This window comes from Paraburkholderia aromaticivorans (genome assembly GCF_002278075.1).
In the GTDB taxonomy this organism is placed as follows: domain Bacteria; phylum Pseudomonadota; class Gammaproteobacteria; order Burkholderiales; family Burkholderiaceae; genus Paraburkholderia; species Paraburkholderia aromaticivorans.
Genome location: NZ_CP022989.1, coordinates 3,043,361 through 3,059,739 on the forward strand (window position 1 = coordinate 3,043,361; position 16,379 = coordinate 3,059,739).

15 protein-coding genes are annotated in these 16,379 nt (G+C 65.1%); 11 read left to right on the plus strand and 4 right to left on the minus strand.

Going from position 1 to position 16,379, the window contains the following annotated elements; genetic code table 11:
- Positions 1 to 85: 85 nt before the first annotated feature.
- Positions 86 to 1,177 (minus strand): YeiH family protein, encoded by a 1,092-nt coding sequence (locus tag CJU94_RS13925; RefSeq protein WP_095419176.1) that lies wholly within the window; start codon positions 1,175 to 1,177, stop codon positions 86 to 88.
- Between the two features lie 120 nt (positions 1,178 to 1,297).
- On the opposite strand from CJU94_RS13925, the gene CJU94_RS13930 reads away from it, so the two are divergent.
- From CJU94_RS13930 to CJU94_RS13965, 8 genes are all read left to right on the plus strand, one after another.
- Entirely contained in the window at positions 1,298 to 2,188 is an 891-nt protein-coding gene (locus tag CJU94_RS13930) for a LysR family transcriptional regulator (RefSeq protein ID WP_095419177.1), read from the plus strand.
- Between the two features lie 171 nt (positions 2,189 to 2,359).
- Positions 2,360 to 3,133 carry a TIM barrel protein gene (locus CJU94_RS13935; RefSeq protein ID WP_095420354.1) on the plus strand — a complete coding sequence of 258 codons (774 nt, stop codon included), beginning with the start codon at positions 2,360 to 2,362 and terminating at the stop codon, positions 3,131 to 3,133.
- Positions 3,134 to 3,287: 154 nt separating this feature from the next.
- Positions 3,288 to 4,271 carry a sugar kinase gene (locus CJU94_RS13940; RefSeq protein ID WP_095419178.1) on the plus strand — a complete coding sequence of 328 codons (984 nt, stop codon included), beginning with the start codon at positions 3,288 to 3,290 and terminating at the stop codon, positions 4,269 to 4,271.
- 118 nt (positions 4,272 to 4,389) lie between these two features.
- Entirely contained in the window at positions 4,390 to 5,679 is a 1,290-nt protein-coding gene (locus tag CJU94_RS13945) for an MFS transporter (RefSeq protein WP_095419179.1), read from the plus strand.
- 4 nt (positions 5,680 to 5,683) lie between these two features.
- Positions 5,684 to 6,655: a 2-hydroxyacid dehydrogenase gene (locus CJU94_RS13950; RefSeq protein WP_095419180.1), complete on the plus strand. Its 972-nt coding sequence runs from the start codon at positions 5,684 to 5,686 to the stop codon at positions 6,653 to 6,655.
- 31 nt (positions 6,656 to 6,686) lie between these two features.
- The gene (locus CJU94_RS13955) at positions 6,687 to 7,787 is read left to right on the plus strand and encodes a LacI family DNA-binding transcriptional regulator (RefSeq protein ID WP_095419181.1); all 1,101 of its coding nucleotides are present in this window, start codon (positions 6,687 to 6,689) and stop codon (positions 7,785 to 7,787) included.
- Positions 7,788 to 7,858: 71 nt separating this feature from the next.
- Positions 7,859 to 8,689: a YhfC family intramembrane metalloprotease gene (locus CJU94_RS13960; RefSeq protein ID WP_095419182.1), complete on the plus strand. Its 831-nt coding sequence runs from the start codon at positions 7,859 to 7,861 to the stop codon at positions 8,687 to 8,689.
- Positions 8,690 to 8,852: 163 nt separating this feature from the next.
- Positions 8,853 to 9,218 (plus strand): DUF3022 domain-containing protein, encoded by a 366-nt coding sequence (locus tag CJU94_RS13965; RefSeq protein ID WP_095419183.1) that lies wholly within the window; start codon positions 8,853 to 8,855, stop codon positions 9,216 to 9,218.
- A 135-nt stretch (positions 9,219 to 9,353) separates the two neighbouring features.
- Here the strand turns inward: CJU94_RS13965 and CJU94_RS13970 are convergent, their stop codons facing one another.
- Positions 9,354 to 11,336, minus strand: a complete 1,983-nt coding sequence (locus tag CJU94_RS13970; RefSeq protein ID WP_095419184.1) for a hypothetical protein — start codon at positions 11,334 to 11,336, stop codon at positions 9,354 to 9,356.
- Positions 11,337 to 11,620: 284 nt separating this feature from the next.
- On the opposite strand from CJU94_RS13970, the gene CJU94_RS13975 reads away from it, so the two are divergent.
- Positions 11,621 to 12,925, plus strand: a complete 1,305-nt coding sequence (locus CJU94_RS13975) for an MFS family transporter (RefSeq protein ID WP_095419185.1) — start codon at positions 11,621 to 11,623, stop codon at positions 12,923 to 12,925.
- 88 nt (positions 12,926 to 13,013) lie between these two features.
- Here the strand turns inward: CJU94_RS13975 and CJU94_RS13980 are convergent, their stop codons facing one another.
- Together CJU94_RS13980 and CJU94_RS13985 are read right to left on the minus strand one after the other, a co-directional pair.
- Positions 13,014 to 13,451: a PGDYG domain-containing protein gene (locus CJU94_RS13980; protein WP_095419186.1), complete on the minus strand. Its 438-nt coding sequence runs from the start codon at positions 13,449 to 13,451 to the stop codon at positions 13,014 to 13,016.
- Between the two features lie 313 nt (positions 13,452 to 13,764).
- On the minus strand, positions 13,765 to 14,286 hold the full coding sequence (locus CJU94_RS13985) for a Spy/CpxP family protein refolding chaperone (protein WP_095419187.1): 522 nt from the start codon (positions 14,284 to 14,286) through the stop codon (positions 13,765 to 13,767).
- A gap of 187 nt (positions 14,287 to 14,473) precedes the next feature.
- Here CJU94_RS13985 and CJU94_RS13990 point away from each other — a divergent pair, with 187 nt between their 5' ends.
- Positions 14,474 to 15,358, plus strand: coding sequence for a LysR family transcriptional regulator (locus tag CJU94_RS13990; protein WP_095419188.1), 885 nt, complete (start codon positions 14,474 to 14,476; stop codon positions 15,356 to 15,358).
- A gap of 158 nt (positions 15,359 to 15,516) precedes the next feature.
- On the plus strand, positions 15,517 to 15,975 hold the full coding sequence (locus tag CJU94_RS13995) for an Lrp/AsnC family transcriptional regulator (protein ID WP_095419189.1): 459 nt from the start codon (positions 15,517 to 15,519) through the stop codon (positions 15,973 to 15,975).
- The last annotated feature ends 404 nt before the right edge of the window (positions 15,976 to 16,379 follow it).

The following is a 16,379-nucleotide window of genomic DNA, read 5'->3' on the forward strand; positions in this document are numbered from 1 at the left end:
AGTATGCCGCGCGAGCGGGGCGGATGGGTCTGCAGAATGCGCAAAACCCCGCGCGCGGCGGGGTGGGCGTGAAGGCGAGGGCGGCTTAGCCGAACAGGTGCTGGACGGTCCATGTGATACCCAGTCCGCCGGCAATCAGCCACACATACAGAATGAAGCCGGTGGTCAGCGCGCGGGGGCCGGCCTGACGGACCTGCGAGATGCGCGTTTCGATGCCGAGCGCGGTCATGGCCATGGTTAGCGCGAAGGTGTCCAGCATGTTCAGCGTGCTGGTCGCCGTTTCCGGCAGCACGTGCAGCGAGTTGATGACGACGAAGGCGAGAAAGCCGAGCGCGAACCAGGGAATCGCCAGTTTGCGGGGCGCGTGGGCGCTGTCTCCCGCGCCGGCCGAAGCGGCGCTGCGGCGCGCGGAGCGGTTCACCCACATGCCGACCACGAGCAGCACCGGCACCAGCAACATCACGCGAGTCATCTTGACGATGGTGGCAATGTGCGTCGCTTCCGGGCTCACATTGCTGGCCGCGCCGACCACCTGCGCCACTTCATGGATCGTGCCGCCGAAGAAGAGCCCCGCGCCTACCGTGTCCAGATGCAGCCAGCCTGCCTTGAACAGAACCGGGTACATGAACATGGAGAGGGTGCCGAACAACACCACGCTGCCCACGGCCATTGCGCTCTTGTGCGGCTTTGATTGCAGCGTCGTTTCGAAGGCGAGCACGGCGGCCGCGCCGCAGATCGCGCTGCCCGCGGCGGTCAGCAAGGCCGTGTCGCGGTCGAGCTTCATGATCTTCATGCCGGCCCACGTGCCGATCACGAGCGTGCTCACCACGATCAGGACGGATTCCGCGAGACCGGGCACGCCGACCTGCGCGATTTCCTGCAGGCTCACGCGCAGCCCGAAGAACGCCACGGCAATGCGCAACAGCTTGCGCGCCGAAAAGTTGACGCCGGCCGCCCAACTGGCGGGCATGCCGTCGCGCAGCGCGTTGCCGTAAATGGCGCCGGCCACGATGCCGACGATCAGCGGGCTCAGGCCCAGTCCGGCGATGGCGGGAATCGCGGCGATCCGCGTGACGGCGGCGGCGAACAGCGCGACAAAGAGGATCCCGTTGAGTTGGCCACGGGTGGAAAACCCGGCGGGCGCTGTACTGGAAGCGGTGAGATGAGCGGTGGACATGACGCAGCCCTTTTCTGTGACTGACTGGATTCGATGGGGCTAATCCTAAATTAGATATATCGATATGAAAAATCATGATTTAGAATGTCAAGTATCGCTTGAGCCGATACTTGGACCATCATGACCGCAGACCAACTTATAACTTTCGCTGCCGTCGCCGAACATCGCAACATCAGCCGGGCGGCGGTGGCGCTGCATCTGTCGCAGCCGGCCGTGTCCGGCCAGTTGCGGCAGTTGCAGGACGAGTTCGGCGAGCCGCTGTATCAGCGCGACGGCCGCGGCGTGCGTCTCACGCCCGCGGGCGAGCAGCTCGCCAGCTACGCCACGCGGCTGCGCGACACCTGGCGGCAGGCGCATGCTTACCGCGACGCCTTGCGCGGTCTCGAGCAGGGCACCTTGCGGATCGGCGCGAGCACCACGCCGGCGAGCTACCTGCTGCCGTATCTGATCGCCGACTTCCATCGCCGTTACCCGGACGTCACGCTGCATACCGCCGACGGCAACACCACGGAGATCGTCGCCGCGCTCGGTTCGGTGGATATCGCGCTGATCGAGGGGCCGGTCGGCGAGGATCTGCCGCCGGACACCGCGGTGCATGCGTGGCGCGAGGACGAAATTGTCGCGATCATGCCGCGCTCGCATCCGTTGGCGCACTCGGGCGACAGCGGGCCCGCCGACCTTGCGGCTTTCGGCGAGCATCCATTGGTGTTGCGCGAGGCGGGCTCGGGCGTGCGGCAGATCGTCGAGCGGGCCTTCGCGCGGGCCGGCGTGCCGATGCGCGTGGCGCTCGAGATCGCGGGCGTCGAAGGGGTCAAGGAGGCGGTGCGGGCGGGCATGGGGATCGGCTTCGTCTCGGCCATGTCGATGCGCCACGAGGACCGCGCGCTGTGCCTGCTATCGCTCAGTCCGGAGCCGCTCACGCGGCGGCTGTCAATTCTCGTGCCCCATGCGAGTGCGCCGTCGCGGGTGGTGGAGCGGTTTCTGGCGCTGTGCCTGGACCAAGGGCGCTGACGCGAGACCGCCGGCGTCCATGCCAGACGCGCCTGGGGAATTCCACTATGGTGCGTAACGCCGACCTCGGCGCACTATTCGGGCATCGCAAGCGCCTCGGCGCTTTTTTTCGAACTGGGTTTGGAACCGGTTCCAAATGCCGGCAACGAGACGGAATTGAGTAAATTCGACATGGTCGATGCTGTAGACGTGGTGATCGTCGCAAGCGCATTCGGGATGGACGCGGTCCGCACGCACGGTCATCTGAAGTGGGCGCGGGCGAGCAGGCAGGCCGGCGCGGCGGGTTTCGAAGTGCGCCGCGAACTGTTCGCCGACGAAGCCGACGCCGCGCCGCACAACCTGCGCGCGCTGGGCCAGCGGATTGCGGAACTCGGTTTGTGGTCCGTATATTCCACGCCGGCTTCGCTGTACACGGCGCACGGCAAGCTCGACGCCGACGCGCTGCGGCTTTCGATCGAGGAAGCACTCGCGCTCGGCGCGCGCTTCGTCAAGTTGCAGCTGGGCGGCTTCGCCACCTACGCCAATGCCGCCGTGATTGCCGATCACATGCGCTGCGCGGAGTTGCGGCTCGTCGTGGAAAACGGGCAGCTGGCGCAAGGCGGCTCGCTCGCGCAGTTCACCGGCCTGTTCGACGCGCTGACGCGTGAAGGCCACGCGGAGGTACTCGGCATGACCTTCGACATCGGCAACTGGGCATGGTGCGATGTCGCGCCGCTCGAGGCTGCCGCGCCGCTGGCGGCGCACGTGGAATACATCCATTGCAAGACGGCGGTGGGCGACGGCGCGCGGCGTTTTCCCGCCGCCCCGGCCGCCGACGACACCCAGTTCGGCGCGGTGCTCGACACACTGCCGCGCCATGTGCCGCGCGGCATCGAGTTCCCGTTCGATGCGAGCCGTATCGAAACGGACGCGGCGCATTACGTGGCATGGCTGGCCGCCGCGTGAGCGGCGGGTAGGACCTGAGAGCGCAGTAGAGCCGAAAACAGCACGCGGCAACGAGCACGCGGCGAACGGCATGCAGCAAACGGCACGTAGCGAACGGCACTTAGCGAATGCCCACACCAGACCGGCAGCAAAAGGAAACCCGCAGGAGCGAAGCATGAGCAACACAAGCGCAGCACTCGATGTCATTACCTACGGTGAAGCGATGGCCATGTTCGTGGCCGCCGAGAGCGGTCCGCTCGCGGGCGTCGGCCAGTTCACGAAGCGCATCGCCGGCGCCGACCTGAACGTGGCGATCGGCCTCACGCGGCTCGGCTTCAAGGTGGGCTGGATGAGCCGCGTCGGCAACGATTCGTTCGGCCAATACGTGCGCGACACGTTGACGAAAGAGGGCATCGACCAGCGCTGCGTGAGCACCGACGAGCGCTATCCGACCGGCTTCCAGCTGAAGTCGAAAAACGACGACGGCAGCGACCCGGCGGTCGAGTATTTCCGCAGAGGCTCGGCGGCGAGCCATCTGTCGCTGGACGACTATGCGGCGGATTACGTGCTGCCGGCGCGTCATCTGCATCTGACCGGCGTCGCGCCCGCGATCTCGGCGAGCTCGCGCGAACTCGCGTTCCATCTGGCGCGTGAAATGCGTGCCGCCGGCAAGACGATTTCGTTCGACCCGAACCTGCGTCCGACGCTGTGGCGCTCGCGCGCCGCGATGGTCGAAGGCCTGAACGCGCTCGCCGCACTGGCCGACTGGGTGCTGCCCGGCATCGGCGAGGGCGAGATTCTGACCGGCTATACGCGGCCCGAAGATATCGCCGCGTTTTATCTCGACCAGGGCGCGCGCGGTGTGATCATCAAGCTCGGCGCGCAGGGCGCGTATTTCCGCACCGCCGGCGATGCCGCCGTCATTGCCGGCCAGCCGGTCGCGAAAGTCGTGGACACGGTCGGCGCGGGCGATGGTTTCGCGGTCGGCGTGGTCAGCGCGCTGCTCGAAGGCAAGCCGCTGCGGCAAGCCGTGGCGCGGGGCAACCGCATCGGCGCGCTGGCGGTCCAGGTGATCGGCGATTCGGAAGGGCTGCCGCAGCGCGCCGAACTCGACGCGCTGGAATTGGCCGACACGCCGTCCATCGCCGCGGCGGCTTGAAGGGCCGAGAGGTCCGCGCGCCGCGCCCAGCCACGTTCATTCAATAACAGCAAGAGCGCTCGAACAGCGCCCCGCGACCGTCCATCATTGTTTAGGGAAGCTGTCAAAGGAGACACCCATGACCTCATCGCTTGCGATTCGCCGCTGGTGGACGATCATGCCGATCGTATTCATCACGTATAGCCTCGCTTATCTGGATCGCGCGAACTTCGGTTTCGCGGCCGCCGCCGGCATCAATCAGGATCTCGGTATCAGCAAGGGACTGTCGTCGCTGATCGGCGCGCTGTTCTTCCTCGGTTATTTCTTCTTCCAGATTCCCGGCGCGATCTACGCGGAACGCCGCAGCGTCAAGAAGCTGGTGTTCTGGAGTCTGGTTCTGTGGGGCGGTTGCGCGGCGCTGACCGGCATGGTCAGCAATATCCCGTCGCTGATGGTGATCCGCTTCGTGCTCGGCGTGGTCGAAGCCGCCGTGATGCCGGCCATGCTGATCTTCATCAGCAACTGGTTCACCAAAAGCGAGCGCTCGCGCGCCAACACCTTCCTGATTCTCGGCAATCCGGTGACGGTGCTGTGGATGTCGGTGCTGTCGGGCTATCTGGTGCATTCGTTCGGCTGGCGCAACATGTTCATCGCCGAAGGCGCGCCCGCGATCCTGTGGGCCGTGTGCTGGTGGTTCATCGTGCAGGACAAGCCGCAGCAGGTCGCGTGGCTCACGCAGCAGCAGAAGGACGACCTGGCCGACACGCTGCGCGCCGAACAGGCCGCGATCAAGCCGATGCGCAACTACAGCGAGGCGTTCCGCACGCCCGCGGTGATCAAGTTGTGCGCGCAATATTTCTGCTGGAGCATCGGCGTGTATGGCTTCGTGCTGTGGCTGCCGTCCATCCTGAAGAACGGTTCGACGCTCGGCATGGTCGAAACCGGCTGGCTCTCGGCGCTGCCGTACCTGGCCGCGACCATCGCGATGCTTGCAGCTTCGTGGGCTTCGGATAAACTCAACCGCCGCAAGGTATTCGTGTGGCCGTTCCTGCTGGTCGGCGCGGTGGCGTTCGCGGCGTCGTACGCGCTCGGCTCCACGCACTTCTGGCTCTCGTATGCGCTGCTGGTGATCGCCGGCGCCGCGATGTACGCGCCGTATGGCCCGTTCTTCGCGATCGTGCCGGAACTGCTGCCGAAGAACGTCGCGGGCGGCGCGATGGCGCTGATCAATAGCATGGGCGCGCTCGGTTCGTTCGTCGGCTCGTATGTGGTCGGCTATCTGAACGGCGCCACCGGTTCGCCCGCCGCGTCGTACGCATTCATGAGCGTGGCGCTGATCGCCGCCGTGATTCTGACGCTGATCGTCAAGCCGCAGCAGCAGGCGCTGAACGCGGCGCCGCCGCTCGCCACACCGTTGCAAGGAAAATAAGCTGATGAAGAAGATCGTCGCCTGGAAGTCGTTGCCCGAAGATGTGCTCGCGTATCTGCAACAGCACGCGCAAGTCGTGCAGGTCGACGCCGCGCAGCACGACACGTTCGTGGCCGCGCTGAACGACGCGGACGGCGGCATCGGTTCGAGCGTGAAGATCACGCCGGCAATGCTCGGAGGCGCGACGCGCCTGAAGGCGCTCTCGACCATCTCGGTGGGCTTCGACCAGTTCGACGTGGCCGATCTCACGCGCCGCGGCATCGTGCTCGCGCACACGCCGGACGTGTTGACCGAGTCCACCGCGGACACGGTGTTCTCGCTGATCCTCGCGTCGGCGCGGCGGGTGGTGGAACTCGCCGGGTGGGTGAAGGCAGGGCACTGGCAGCACAGCATCGGCCCGGCCCAGTTCGGCGTGGATGTGCAGGGCAAGACGCTCGGCATCGTCGGGCTCGGGCGGATCGGCGGCGCGGTGGCGCGGCGCGCGGCGCTCGGCTTCAACATGAAGGTGCTGTACACCAACCGCTCCGCCAATCCGCAAGCCGAGGCGGCATACGGCGCCCGGCGCGTCGAGCTGGCGGAACTGCTCGCGACCTCGGACTTCGTCTGCCTGCAAGTGCCGCTCACGGCACAGACGAAGCATCTGATCGGCGCGGCCGAACTCAAGTCGATGAAGAAGAGCGCGATCCTGATCAACGCCTCGCGCGGCGCGACCGTCGACGAAACGGCGCTGATCGAGGCGCTGCAGAACGGCACGATCCACGGCGCCGGTCTCGACGTGTTCGAGACCGAACCGCTGCCGGCCGACTCGCCGCTCCTGAAGCTCGCGAACGTGGTGGCGCTGCCGCATATCGGTTCGGCGACTCACGAAACCCGTCACGCGATGGCGCGCAACGCGGCGGAAAACCTCGTCGCCGCGCTCGAGGGCACGCTGGCCGACAACATCGTCAATCGCGAGGTTCTCGCCGGATCACGGTGAGCGAAACCACGCACCGAGCTGCGAGACACCCATGAGCACGACCCCGCAGGCCACGCCGCGCCGCGCGACGATCACCGACGTCGCGCGCGAAGCCGGCACCGGCAAGACCAGCATCTCGCGCTATCTGAACGGCGAGATGAGCGTGCTGTCGCCGGAACTGCGCGCGCGCATCGAGGCCGCGATCGCGCGCCTCGACTATCAGCCGAACCAGATGGCGCGCGGTCTCAAGCGCGGCCGCAACCGCCTGATCGGCATGCTGCTGGCCGACCTGACCAATCCCTACACCGTCGAAGTGCTGCAAGGCGTGGAAGCGGCGTGTCACGCGCTCGGCCTGATGCCGCTGATTTGCCATGCGGCGAACGAAGTGGAGATGGAGCGGCGCTACCTGCAACTGCTCACCACGTACCGGGTGGAAGGCGTGATCGTCAACGCCCTCGGCGTGCGCGAGGAAACCTTGCGGCCGGTGGGCGGAGGCGGGATTCCGGCGGTCCTGGTCGACCGCCTGGTGGACGGGCTCGTCGCGGATATGGTCGGTCTCGACAACCGGGCGGCGGCCGAGCTCGGCACGCGGCATCTGCTGGACAACGGTTTCGACGATATCTGGTTCGTGGTCCAGCCGTTCGAGCAGGTCAGCTCCCGGCAGCTGCGCGAAGCGGCGTTTCGCGAGGCCATGCGCGCTCATGCCGGCAGAGCGGGAACGCGCGGTGAGAAGGCCGCCGCGCGCGGTCACACGCTCGTGCTGAACCTCGCGGATGCCGGCGAGGTGGAACGCAGCCTCGCCGAACTGGACCGTGCGATCGATGCGGCCGCCCACGCGCGCGAAGCCGCCGGCGCCACGGGCAAGGCCGCGCGCGTCGCGCTGTTCGCGGCCAACGCGCCTGTCGCGCTGCGCCTCGCCTTGCATCTGAAGGCGCGCTACGGCGCCGACTGGCAGGCCCGCGCCGCGCTGCTGTCCATCGACGACCCCGACTGGGCCGAATTGACCGGCGTGACGACGATCCGCCAGCCGACCTACGAGATCGGCTACCGGGCGGTCGAGTTCCTGCATGAGCGCATCGAAGGCGTTCAGACCACCGCGCGCGACTGCCTGCTGCCGGGCGAGCTGATCGTCCGCGCCTCCACTTTGCGCTGAATTCGCGCCGATCTGCGATCATTCGGGCTGCGGCGCGCAGTGGGTGCGCGCCGGACATCGCAAGGAAACTCATGGTTGTTGCACCGCTTACGCTCTCGAGCCTCGCCCTCGCGACGCTGCTCGTCGCCGCTTTACCCTTCCTGATCTACCGCCGTCTGCGCCGGCCGCTCGCGCTCAAGCCGCGCGACGCGATCACCGGCGTCGCCGTGTTCGCGCTGTTCGCGATGGTGATCGAGCGCGCGCTGAACGACTACGTGCTACATCGGAACGAAGCGACGGCGGCGTTTCTGTCGAATCCGGTTGCTTTCGTGGTGTATGGTGCGCTGGCCGCGGGTATCTGCGAGGAAGTGGGGCGGTTCATCGGCATGCGGCTGCTGCTCAAACGCGCGGCGGCGAAGGCCGGCTCCGCGGCGCTGATGGCAGGCAACGCCGATCCCGGCGCGAACGGCACCGCGCTGACCTACGGCCTTGGCCACGGCGGTGCTGAAGCCTGGCTCGTCGGCGTGCTGGTGCAGATTCAATGGATCCTGTTCGCGGTCTTCGAAAACCGCGGCGAACTGGACGGCTATCTGAGCAATCTGCCGACCGATTCGCTGATGCGCATCCACCTGATTCTCGCCAGCCTGACGCCACAGACGGCCGGCATTTTCGCGCTCGAACGGGTCGCCGCGCTGGTGTTCCAGATCGGCCTGTCGGTGCTGATGTGGCGTGGCTTGCGGGCCGGCTGGCGCGGCATCCTGCCGCTCGCGATTGCATTGCATGCACTGGTGGACGTGCCCGCCGCGTTGTTCCAGGCACAACTCGTACCGCTCGCCGCCGTGGACGCCGTGTATGCGCTCGGGGCGGTGATCGTCGCGGGGCTGCTGGTTCGCGCGTTCAGGCGTCCGGCGCTGGCCGCCTGATGGCCGCGCCGGATCGTCGCATGAGCGCCGCATGAGCGTGGCATGCCGCGCGTGTGGCGGCTGCGTGATGCGCGTTCCTCGTTGAACCGTTGGCCGCTCTCTACCGCTCCCTATCGTTCTCTACAATCGGCCTCCCTTCACGCCCATCCTTTCGGCACACCCCATGGAAGCTTACCAATACGACTGCGCCAATCCCGAGTTCGAGGAACTGGCGCGCGTCATCAGCGATCTGTTTCCCGAGCAGACGCAGTTCATCCAGCGCGCCGCGGAAGACGGCACGCCCACGCTGGCGATTCACTGGGTGGCGATGCGCTTCGGCGCGACGGCGCGCCGAATCGTGATGAGCGTGGTGATTGCGCCGGCGGCGCTCGCGCGTTATCGCGCGATGCCGGCGCGGCTGCGCGGGCGCAGTTTCGCGGTGCTGCGCGCGTATGTCGAGGCCTCGCTGGGTTCGCTGGAGGAACAGTATGCGAACGGCGAGGCGGTACCGCGCGAAGTCACGATCGATCTCGGCGACGAGTTTGCGTAACGGCGCTCTCGCGAATCACGCGAAGATCGCTCCTCGCGATGCCGCCAGGGCGGAGCGATGCGAGGTCGTTTCCCGTTCGGGCGAGCATGGGATAGCCCGACGCGCGAACGGCGCCGTTCCGCGCGTCGGCGCGGCTCAATCTCCGTCGAACGGCTCGGCGATCTGACTGCCGGGGTGCTTCGCGTTGTATTCCTCGCGCATCTTTTCCTTCAGGTTGTACGTATCGGTTTCGCGCGTGCGGGCGTCGTACTGATCCGCCATGCCGCCGAGGACGAAGCCGATGGTCGCAAGCGCGAACGACAGGGCAGGCCCGACGACCGGCACGAATCCAATCATGCCGCTCGCCAGATTGACGACCGATGAACCGAACTCGAGCCGGTCCTTAGGCGTCAGCGTGCCCGCCTTCTGCTTGCCCAGATAGGTGTCCAGCGCGACGCCAAACGTTACGCCGCCCAGAACGGTATTGATCGCGGCCGGCACCATTTGCATGCGCAGCGGCTTCGATATCTTCATCCAGTCCGGCCAGTTGTCCGTTTTCGAGAGGAAGTTGGCTTGACGCCGCGCGAAGAAATCCGTGTATTTGTCGGACCACGCCTTCAATTTCGATGGACGCTCGCTCGCGGGCGTGTCCTTCAGCAGCTTGCCGAGGTCGCCGAAAGCGATGCGGGCGTCGCCGAGCGCGTTTTCCCGCTCCTGCATCGCGCTGTTGAACTGGTCGTAGGCCGCCTGCTTCAGGGCCGCCAGCTGATCGAGCTGCTTGCCGAGTTCGATCGCCTCCGGCTTGCCCGACTGGCGTGCGGCGTCCGCTGTATCGAACCCCTGGCGTTTGAGCCGGGCGATGACGTCCTGAGCTTTTGCGTCGATGGTCTTGATGTTGTGGTGGGCGTCGTTCGCGGCATCGGCCGCCGAACTCTTGAATTGCTTCGCCATGTCTTGCATCTCGAAATACTGGGGGGCGATATCGTTCGTCGCGTCCTGCAATTCGAGTTGCCGTACGTCGGGCTTCGTGTTCGCAAGCTTTTCAATGACGTTGTCGCGCAAGCTTTTTTGTTGTTGCGTGAGCTGGTCGTCGATGTGTCCAGCGGTTTTGGTTTCGAGATCGTCGATATCGGCATCGAGCTTGCCGTGCGGATCGAATTCGGCGAACTCCGCGCCGCGGCTGGGGCCGGCGACCGGTTCCGCCGGGCCTTGCGTCGCGCCGCTCTGGCCTGCAGCCGGCTGTCGCGGCGATCCGCCAGTCGCGGGGCTAGGCCTGCCGACCAATGGCGACGCGGCTTTCGCCTGTCGCAGCTTCACCAGGTGATTGCCCACATCGGTACCGATGCCGACGGTGAGTTCGTTGATACCTTGTGCCGTGGTCGCGCCCGCGAGGACGAAGTCCTTCGTTGGATCCTGGCCGTTGCGCAATTTCTCCATTCCGGACAGAAAAGACTGCGCGCCTTTTGTGAAATAACTCGCGACGGCATTCAGACGGGTGCCTGTCAAAATACCTAGTCGCCCGTTCGGCCCAAGCGGGTCGAGCACGCTTTGATTCGGTCGCTGCCACGCCGCGAGCGGCGTGTTCTTCAGTAGCGCGGAGTTGTTGAAGCGCGCTTCGTCGAAGATGAACGCGCGTGTATAGGTGCTCGCCGCCTTGCCATATTTGCCGTAGGTTGAAGCGGCGCCCGCGGGATGCGTCAGCGCGGACAGGTCGACGTGCGCTTTCTGCGCGGTGGCATCCAGCGATTCGCCGGCTTGGGCGTCGCGCAGGGCGGTCTTGAGCCGGTCGATCTTCGACTGCAGTTCGGGCGCCGGTTTGTCCGATGCGTTCACGAGGCACATCTGCTTGTAGGCCGACGCGGCTGCGATCATGTGGTCGGTCGTATCACGGCCCTGGTCGATATCTTGATCGACTGCGGCCAGCGATGCGTTGAAGGTTTCCATATCGGCCGCGATCTCGTTGCCTAACACCGCCTGCGTCGCAATCGTGCTGGCTTCGTCATCGACTTCGTCGGCGGCGTTTGTGCCTGGGTTGCGCTCACGCGCCGCAGCCGCGCGGCTCGGTGAGTTGCGTGCGTTGTCCTGATTATCCGACGCACGGCCTGCCCAGAACGGATGAGAGGTTGCATTGACTTTCATTGAAACTCCTGCTGGAAGGCGCCTCGTTCAGTCGCATCATCATGTCGACGGCGCCCGTTGAACGGAGTCTCATATTCGCGCCGCCGTTTGGCCCAGCAGAAGTGAACAAACATTTTGTGACAAAAACTCGCCGCTCGACGCAATCGGCGATTAATTAGATATGCAGAATCGTGGTCACGAATACATAATATTCATTTAGAATGCCGAACCAAGAGACGCATAAGCGCGGCAGAACCGTGCACTATCAATACAATCAACAGGGGACATCAGGAGTACAAAGACCGATGACAAATCTCAATATACCGGTGGCAATTTCCACAGACGACACGCGGCGCCGCATCTTTGCGATCGTTGGCGCTTCATCGGGCAATCTCGTCGAGTGGTTCGACTTTTACGTGTATTCGTTCTGCGCGCTGTATTTCGCGCCGGCGTTCTTCCCGAGCGGCAACCCCACCACGCAGTTGCTGAACACCGCCGGCGTGTTCGCGGCAGGCTTCCTGATGCGCCCGATCGGCGGCTGGTTCTTCGGCCGTCTCGCCGACAAGCACGGCCGCCGCAGGGCGATGATGGTGTCGGTGTTCATGATGTGCGGCGGCTCGCTGGTGATCGCCGTGCTGCCCACCTACGCGCAGATCGGCGCGCTCGCGCCGGCGCTGCTGCTGGTTGCGCGGCTGTTCCAGGGGTTGTCGGTGGGTGGCGAATACGGCACCAGCGCGACCTATATGAGTGAAGTCGCGCTCAAGGGGCGGCGCGGTTTTTTTGCGTCGTTCCAGTATGTCACGCTGATCGGCGGCCAGTTGTGCGCGCTGCTGGTGCTGGTGGTGCTGCAACAAACGCTGTCCACCGAAGAGCTGAAGGCGTGGGGCTGGCGCGTGCCGTTCGTGATCGGCGCGCTGGCCGCCTTGATCGCGCTGTATCTGCGTAAATCGCTCGACGAAACCACCACGGCCGAAACGCGGCGCCGCAAGGAAGCGGGCACGCTGCGCGGCCTGTGGCTGCACAAGGGCGCGTTCATGACCGTGCTCGGCTTCACGGCCGGGGGCTCGCTGATTTTCTACACGTTCACGACGTACATGCAGAAGTACCTGGTCAACACGGCGGGCATGCACGCCAAGACGGCCAGCAACGTGATGACCGCGGCGCTGTTCGTGTATATGGTGATGCAGCCGGCGTTCGGCGCGCTGTCGGACCGCATCGGCCGCCGCCGTTCGATGCTGTTCTTCGGCTTTTTCGCGACCATCGGCACGGTGCCGTTGCTGCATGCGCTGAAAGACGTGACGAGCCCGTATGCGGCATTTGGCCTGGTGGTGTTGGCGCTCGCCATTGTGAGCTTCTACACGTCGATCAGCGGTCTGATCAAGGCGGAAATGTTCCCGCCGGAAGTGCGCGCGCTGGGCGTGGGGCTGTCGTATGCGGTGGCAAACGCGATCTTCGGCGGCTCGGCGGAATATGTGGCGCTGTGGCTGAAGTCGGTCGGCAGCGAATCCACGTTCTACTGGTATGTGACGGCAATGTGCGCGATTGCGGGCGTCGTCTCGCTGCGTATGCGCGATCCGTCGAAAGAGGGCTATCTGCGGCACGAACCGTGAGCCCTATGCAGAGCCTGGGAACATGCGCTTGTCGCGCAAGCTTCGCCGTTACGGCCCAGGCTTGCGCGGTCAGCGTCGCTGAACGTACCTAACTCGCCGCGCGATACACTTTCGCGAATCGTGCGGCCTGCACGACACCGTAGTCGCCCGGCGCGTACTGCATGACCCAGTCGCCGGCGGCGCCGTGCAGCACGTCGCCGCCGTTCGCCGAGCGTGCGAGCGTGAACGCTTCATGCATCTGTTTGGCCAGCACGACGGCGGGGCGGTTGCGGTACGCACCCGCCTGGCCGTGCGAGACGGCTGCGTCGGCGGGAAGGTATTTGGCGTCGAAGCGCTCGCATGAGACGACCCAGCGGTCGCCCGTCGATCCGGTGATCAGCGCGTCGCCGCGCACATAGCGGTTCAGGCCTTCGAGGCTCATCAATTCACCTTCGGCGACGGCGAATTCCACGCTCACCGTTTCGTCTTTTACGACACGGCAGGCGTTAGCGTCTTGGTTCAGATCGACATTTTTGAGTTCGGTCATAGAGCGAGCGGGTATGAGGAGTAGGGCGGCGGCGCAGGACTTCAGGCCGCATACGACTCGCATCATGCCAGATGCATCCAACGAACGGCTTCTTTTGCGAGCGAGCACACCACGGATCGTCCGTCCATGGTGGGTCATAGCAAGGACGGAAAGTCGCCGGACGGGCGCGCGCAGTCGAGGAAGATTCGAGGGGCGGGAGGCGGGGCGACACGTGCCGCGCCCCGGGCAAAGCCGGGTGTGCGCCGCGGCAAATCCGCGCGGCGCACCGTTGGTTCGTTACGGCTCGAGTGACGGCTTTTTGTCGCGGTTCTCGTTACGGCTTGACAGTGGCATCGCTTGCCGGGTCTGCGGCGGATTTCCCACCTTTACCCTTGCCCTTGCCATGATGACCATGGCCTTCCACGCCGCCAGGCTGGTGGAAGGTCACGTCAGCCAGCTTCTTCTGTTCCGGCGAGAAGCTGTTGTACAGCGGACTGAATGCGTCGACCAATTTCTTCATGCCGTCCGCATGCGCTTGCGCGATCGTTGCATATTGCTGCATGTCGTCGAGCGCCGATACGTTGGTCGCGGCCCGGCGTTGCTTGAATAGCTCGCCCATCGTCTGGCCATTGCTGCGCATGACGTCGGCGAATGCATTCCACTGCGATTCCTGCGCCGACGTGATCTTCAGTTGCGAATGCAGGTAGGCGATGCGGTCTTCGACATTGCGCTCGTGGCCGGCCTTGGCGGCGGGTGCCGAAGCGGCGCTCACCGGTGCCGACGCCGGCGCGGAAGTTTGTGCGAACGCGCCGCTCATGGCGACTGCGGTGGCCAGCATTACCAGTGCTTTTTTCATCGAAACTCCTGATGTCTGTTCGAATTGGGACAAGGCTCGCGAGCGAGCGGCCCGTCATGCGCCAGTCATTGAGACGTATGGCGGCCGGCTGCCCACTTTGCCGTCGCCGCTATTAGTATCACGATATCCCTACAATGCGGCTCTTGTGCGACAAACGCTTACAACCGAAACGAACAGGAAATAGCGGGTGGATAAATTCGTCAGCATGGAAATCTTCGTCGCCGTGGTCGAGGCGGGCAGTCTGACGGCGGCTGCCGAGCGCTTCGACATTTCGTCGGCGATGGTGGGCAAGCATATCCGTTCGCTCGAAACCCGGCTCGCCACGCGGCTCTTGACGCGTACGACGCGTCGGCAAAGCCTGACGGAAATCGGCCGGCAGTATTACGAACAATGCCGGCGCATTCTGGCCGACGTCAAGGCGGCCGAGTCGCTCGCCGAAGCGATGGCCGCAGCGCCGCGCGGCGTGCTCAAGGTGACAGTGCCGCTCACCTACGGCGTCGAGGTCTTTGCCCCGGCGATGACCGAGTACCTCACCGCATGGCCGGACATCACGCTCGAACTCGATCTTTCGAATCGCGTGATCGACCTGGTGGAAGAGGGCTTCGACGCATCGGTGCGGATCGGCCAGCTGCCGGATTCAGGTCTGGTCGCGCGGCCGTTGAAGCCCTACCGGATGCGCGCGTGCGCTTCGCCGGCGTATCTGGCGCGCGCCGGCACGCCGCGCACGCCGGAAGATCTCGGGCAGCATGAATGTTTGGGGTTTCTGCACTGGGGCCGCGAAGGTTTGTGGCGTCTGGGCGGCGAGAGCGCGGACGAAAACCAGCTGCGCGCCGGACGCTTTCGCGCGAACAATGGCCAGGCGCTCAAGGTCGCCGCGTTGCACGGTTTCGGGCTGGTGTTGCAGCCCGAGGCGCTGCTTGCAAGGGAAATTGCCAGCGGCGAACTGGTGTCGGTGCTGGAGGACTATTTGCCCGAGGGCGCGCCGGTCCATCTGGTGTATCCACGCGATCGCCGCGCCACGGCCAAGCTCACGAGCTTCATCGACTTCGTGATCGAGCGGTTCGGGGCGTAGGCGAGGCGGCGGCCCTGACCATCCGTGACAGGCCCGGGCGCCTGCCATCGCGGCCGCGACGTGCATGGCGCTTCATGACGATCGGCCCGGAGACTTCTCCATGTGCCGCCGCAGACGCGCGATAATCCGCCTCACCCGAACCACTTCCTTTGCCTTCGATGAGACCTCCGCGCCTCGACCAACTCGACGAACTCGACCGCAACCTGGTTGCGCTGCTGCAAGCCAATGCCCGGGAGAGCGTCGCCAATCTCGCGCGCCAACTGGACGTGGCGCGTACCACGGTGATCGCGCGAATCGCGCGGCTCGAGCGCAGCAACGTGATCGCCGGCTACAGCGTGCGGCTCGGCCAGGACGTGCTCGACTCGAGCATCATGGCCTACGTCGGCATCATCATTGCGCCCAAACACGGGCCGGCGGTGCAGAAACGCCTCGGCAAGATGCCGGAAGTGCAACTGCTGTGCGCGGTGAGCGGCGAGTTCGACTATGTCGCGTGGCTGCGCGCCGATTCGCCCGATCGTCTGAACGATCTGCTCGACCAGATTGGCGGTCTGGAAGGCGTGGAGCGGACCACGACTTCGATCATTCTCGCGCGCAAGATCGACCGCGGCATGGTGTGAGCTGCTTAGCCTGCGCCGTTCGCTCCGCGCTGTCCAAACGTGCTGTCCAAACCGCACAGTGCGATCTGCAGAGCGATCTGCACAGTGCAATCCGCGCAGTGCAATCCGCGCAGTGGAATCCGCGGAGTGGAATCCGTTTACGCCGTTTTGACAGCTTTTCGACATATCGACTGACAGCTTCGTCATAACGTCGAACTTCGTGGTCATAGCGCAGCATTTTGCGCGTATGAAGTGTTTTTGCTTCTCCCTAAACTGTGACGTATGGGTTCAGCCCGACGGGCGCCGCGCCGCAAGCGCGGCGCACTTCCCCGGCTGGAGCCAGAACACAGATAACAGCAATCATCTTGCATGGGACCGGGGTCAGTGCTTTGCATCGTCAGCCAAAGCGCCAACTCCGGCCGACT

Coding starts and splice junctions, on each gene's coding strand:
- CJU94_RS13960 (WP_095419182.1), top strand. CDS start 7,859: ATGGTTGTTGCACCGCTTACGCTCTCGAGCCTCGCCCTCGCGACGCTG.
- CJU94_RS13925 (WP_095419176.1), bottom strand. CDS start 1,177: ATGTCCACCGCTCATCTCACCGCTTCCAGTACAGCGCCCGCCGGGTTT.
- CJU94_RS13965 (WP_095419183.1), top strand. CDS start 8,853: ATGGAAGCTTACCAATACGACTGCGCCAATCCCGAGTTCGAGGAACTG.
- CJU94_RS13945 (WP_095419179.1), top strand. CDS start 4,390: ATGACCTCATCGCTTGCGATTCGCCGCTGGTGGACGATCATGCCGATC.
- CJU94_RS13970 (WP_095419184.1), bottom strand. CDS start 11,336: ATGAAAGTCAATGCAACCTCTCATCCGTTCTGGGCAGGCCGTGCGTCG.
- CJU94_RS13935 (WP_095420354.1), top strand. CDS start 2,360: ATGGTCGATGCTGTAGACGTGGTGATCGTCGCAAGCGCATTCGGGATG.
- CJU94_RS13975 (WP_095419185.1), top strand. CDS start 11,621: ATGACAAATCTCAATATACCGGTGGCAATTTCCACAGACGACACGCGG.
- CJU94_RS13980 (WP_095419186.1), bottom strand. CDS start 13,451: ATGACCGAACTCAAAAATGTCGATCTGAACCAAGACGCTAACGCCTGC.
- CJU94_RS13995 (WP_095419189.1), top strand. CDS start 15,517: ATGAGACCTCCGCGCCTCGACCAACTCGACGAACTCGACCGCAACCTG.
- CJU94_RS13940 (WP_095419178.1), top strand. CDS start 3,288: ATGAGCAACACAAGCGCAGCACTCGATGTCATTACCTACGGTGAAGCG.
- CJU94_RS13955 (WP_095419181.1), top strand. CDS start 6,687: ATGAGCACGACCCCGCAGGCCACGCCGCGCCGCGCGACGATCACCGAC.
- CJU94_RS13930 (WP_095419177.1), top strand. CDS start 1,298: ATGACCGCAGACCAACTTATAACTTTCGCTGCCGTCGCCGAACATCGC.
- CJU94_RS13985 (WP_095419187.1), bottom strand. CDS start 14,286: ATGAAAAAAGCACTGGTAATGCTGGCCACCGCAGTCGCCATGAGCGGC.
- CJU94_RS13950 (WP_095419180.1), top strand. CDS start 5,684: ATGAAGAAGATCGTCGCCTGGAAGTCGTTGCCCGAAGATGTGCTCGCG.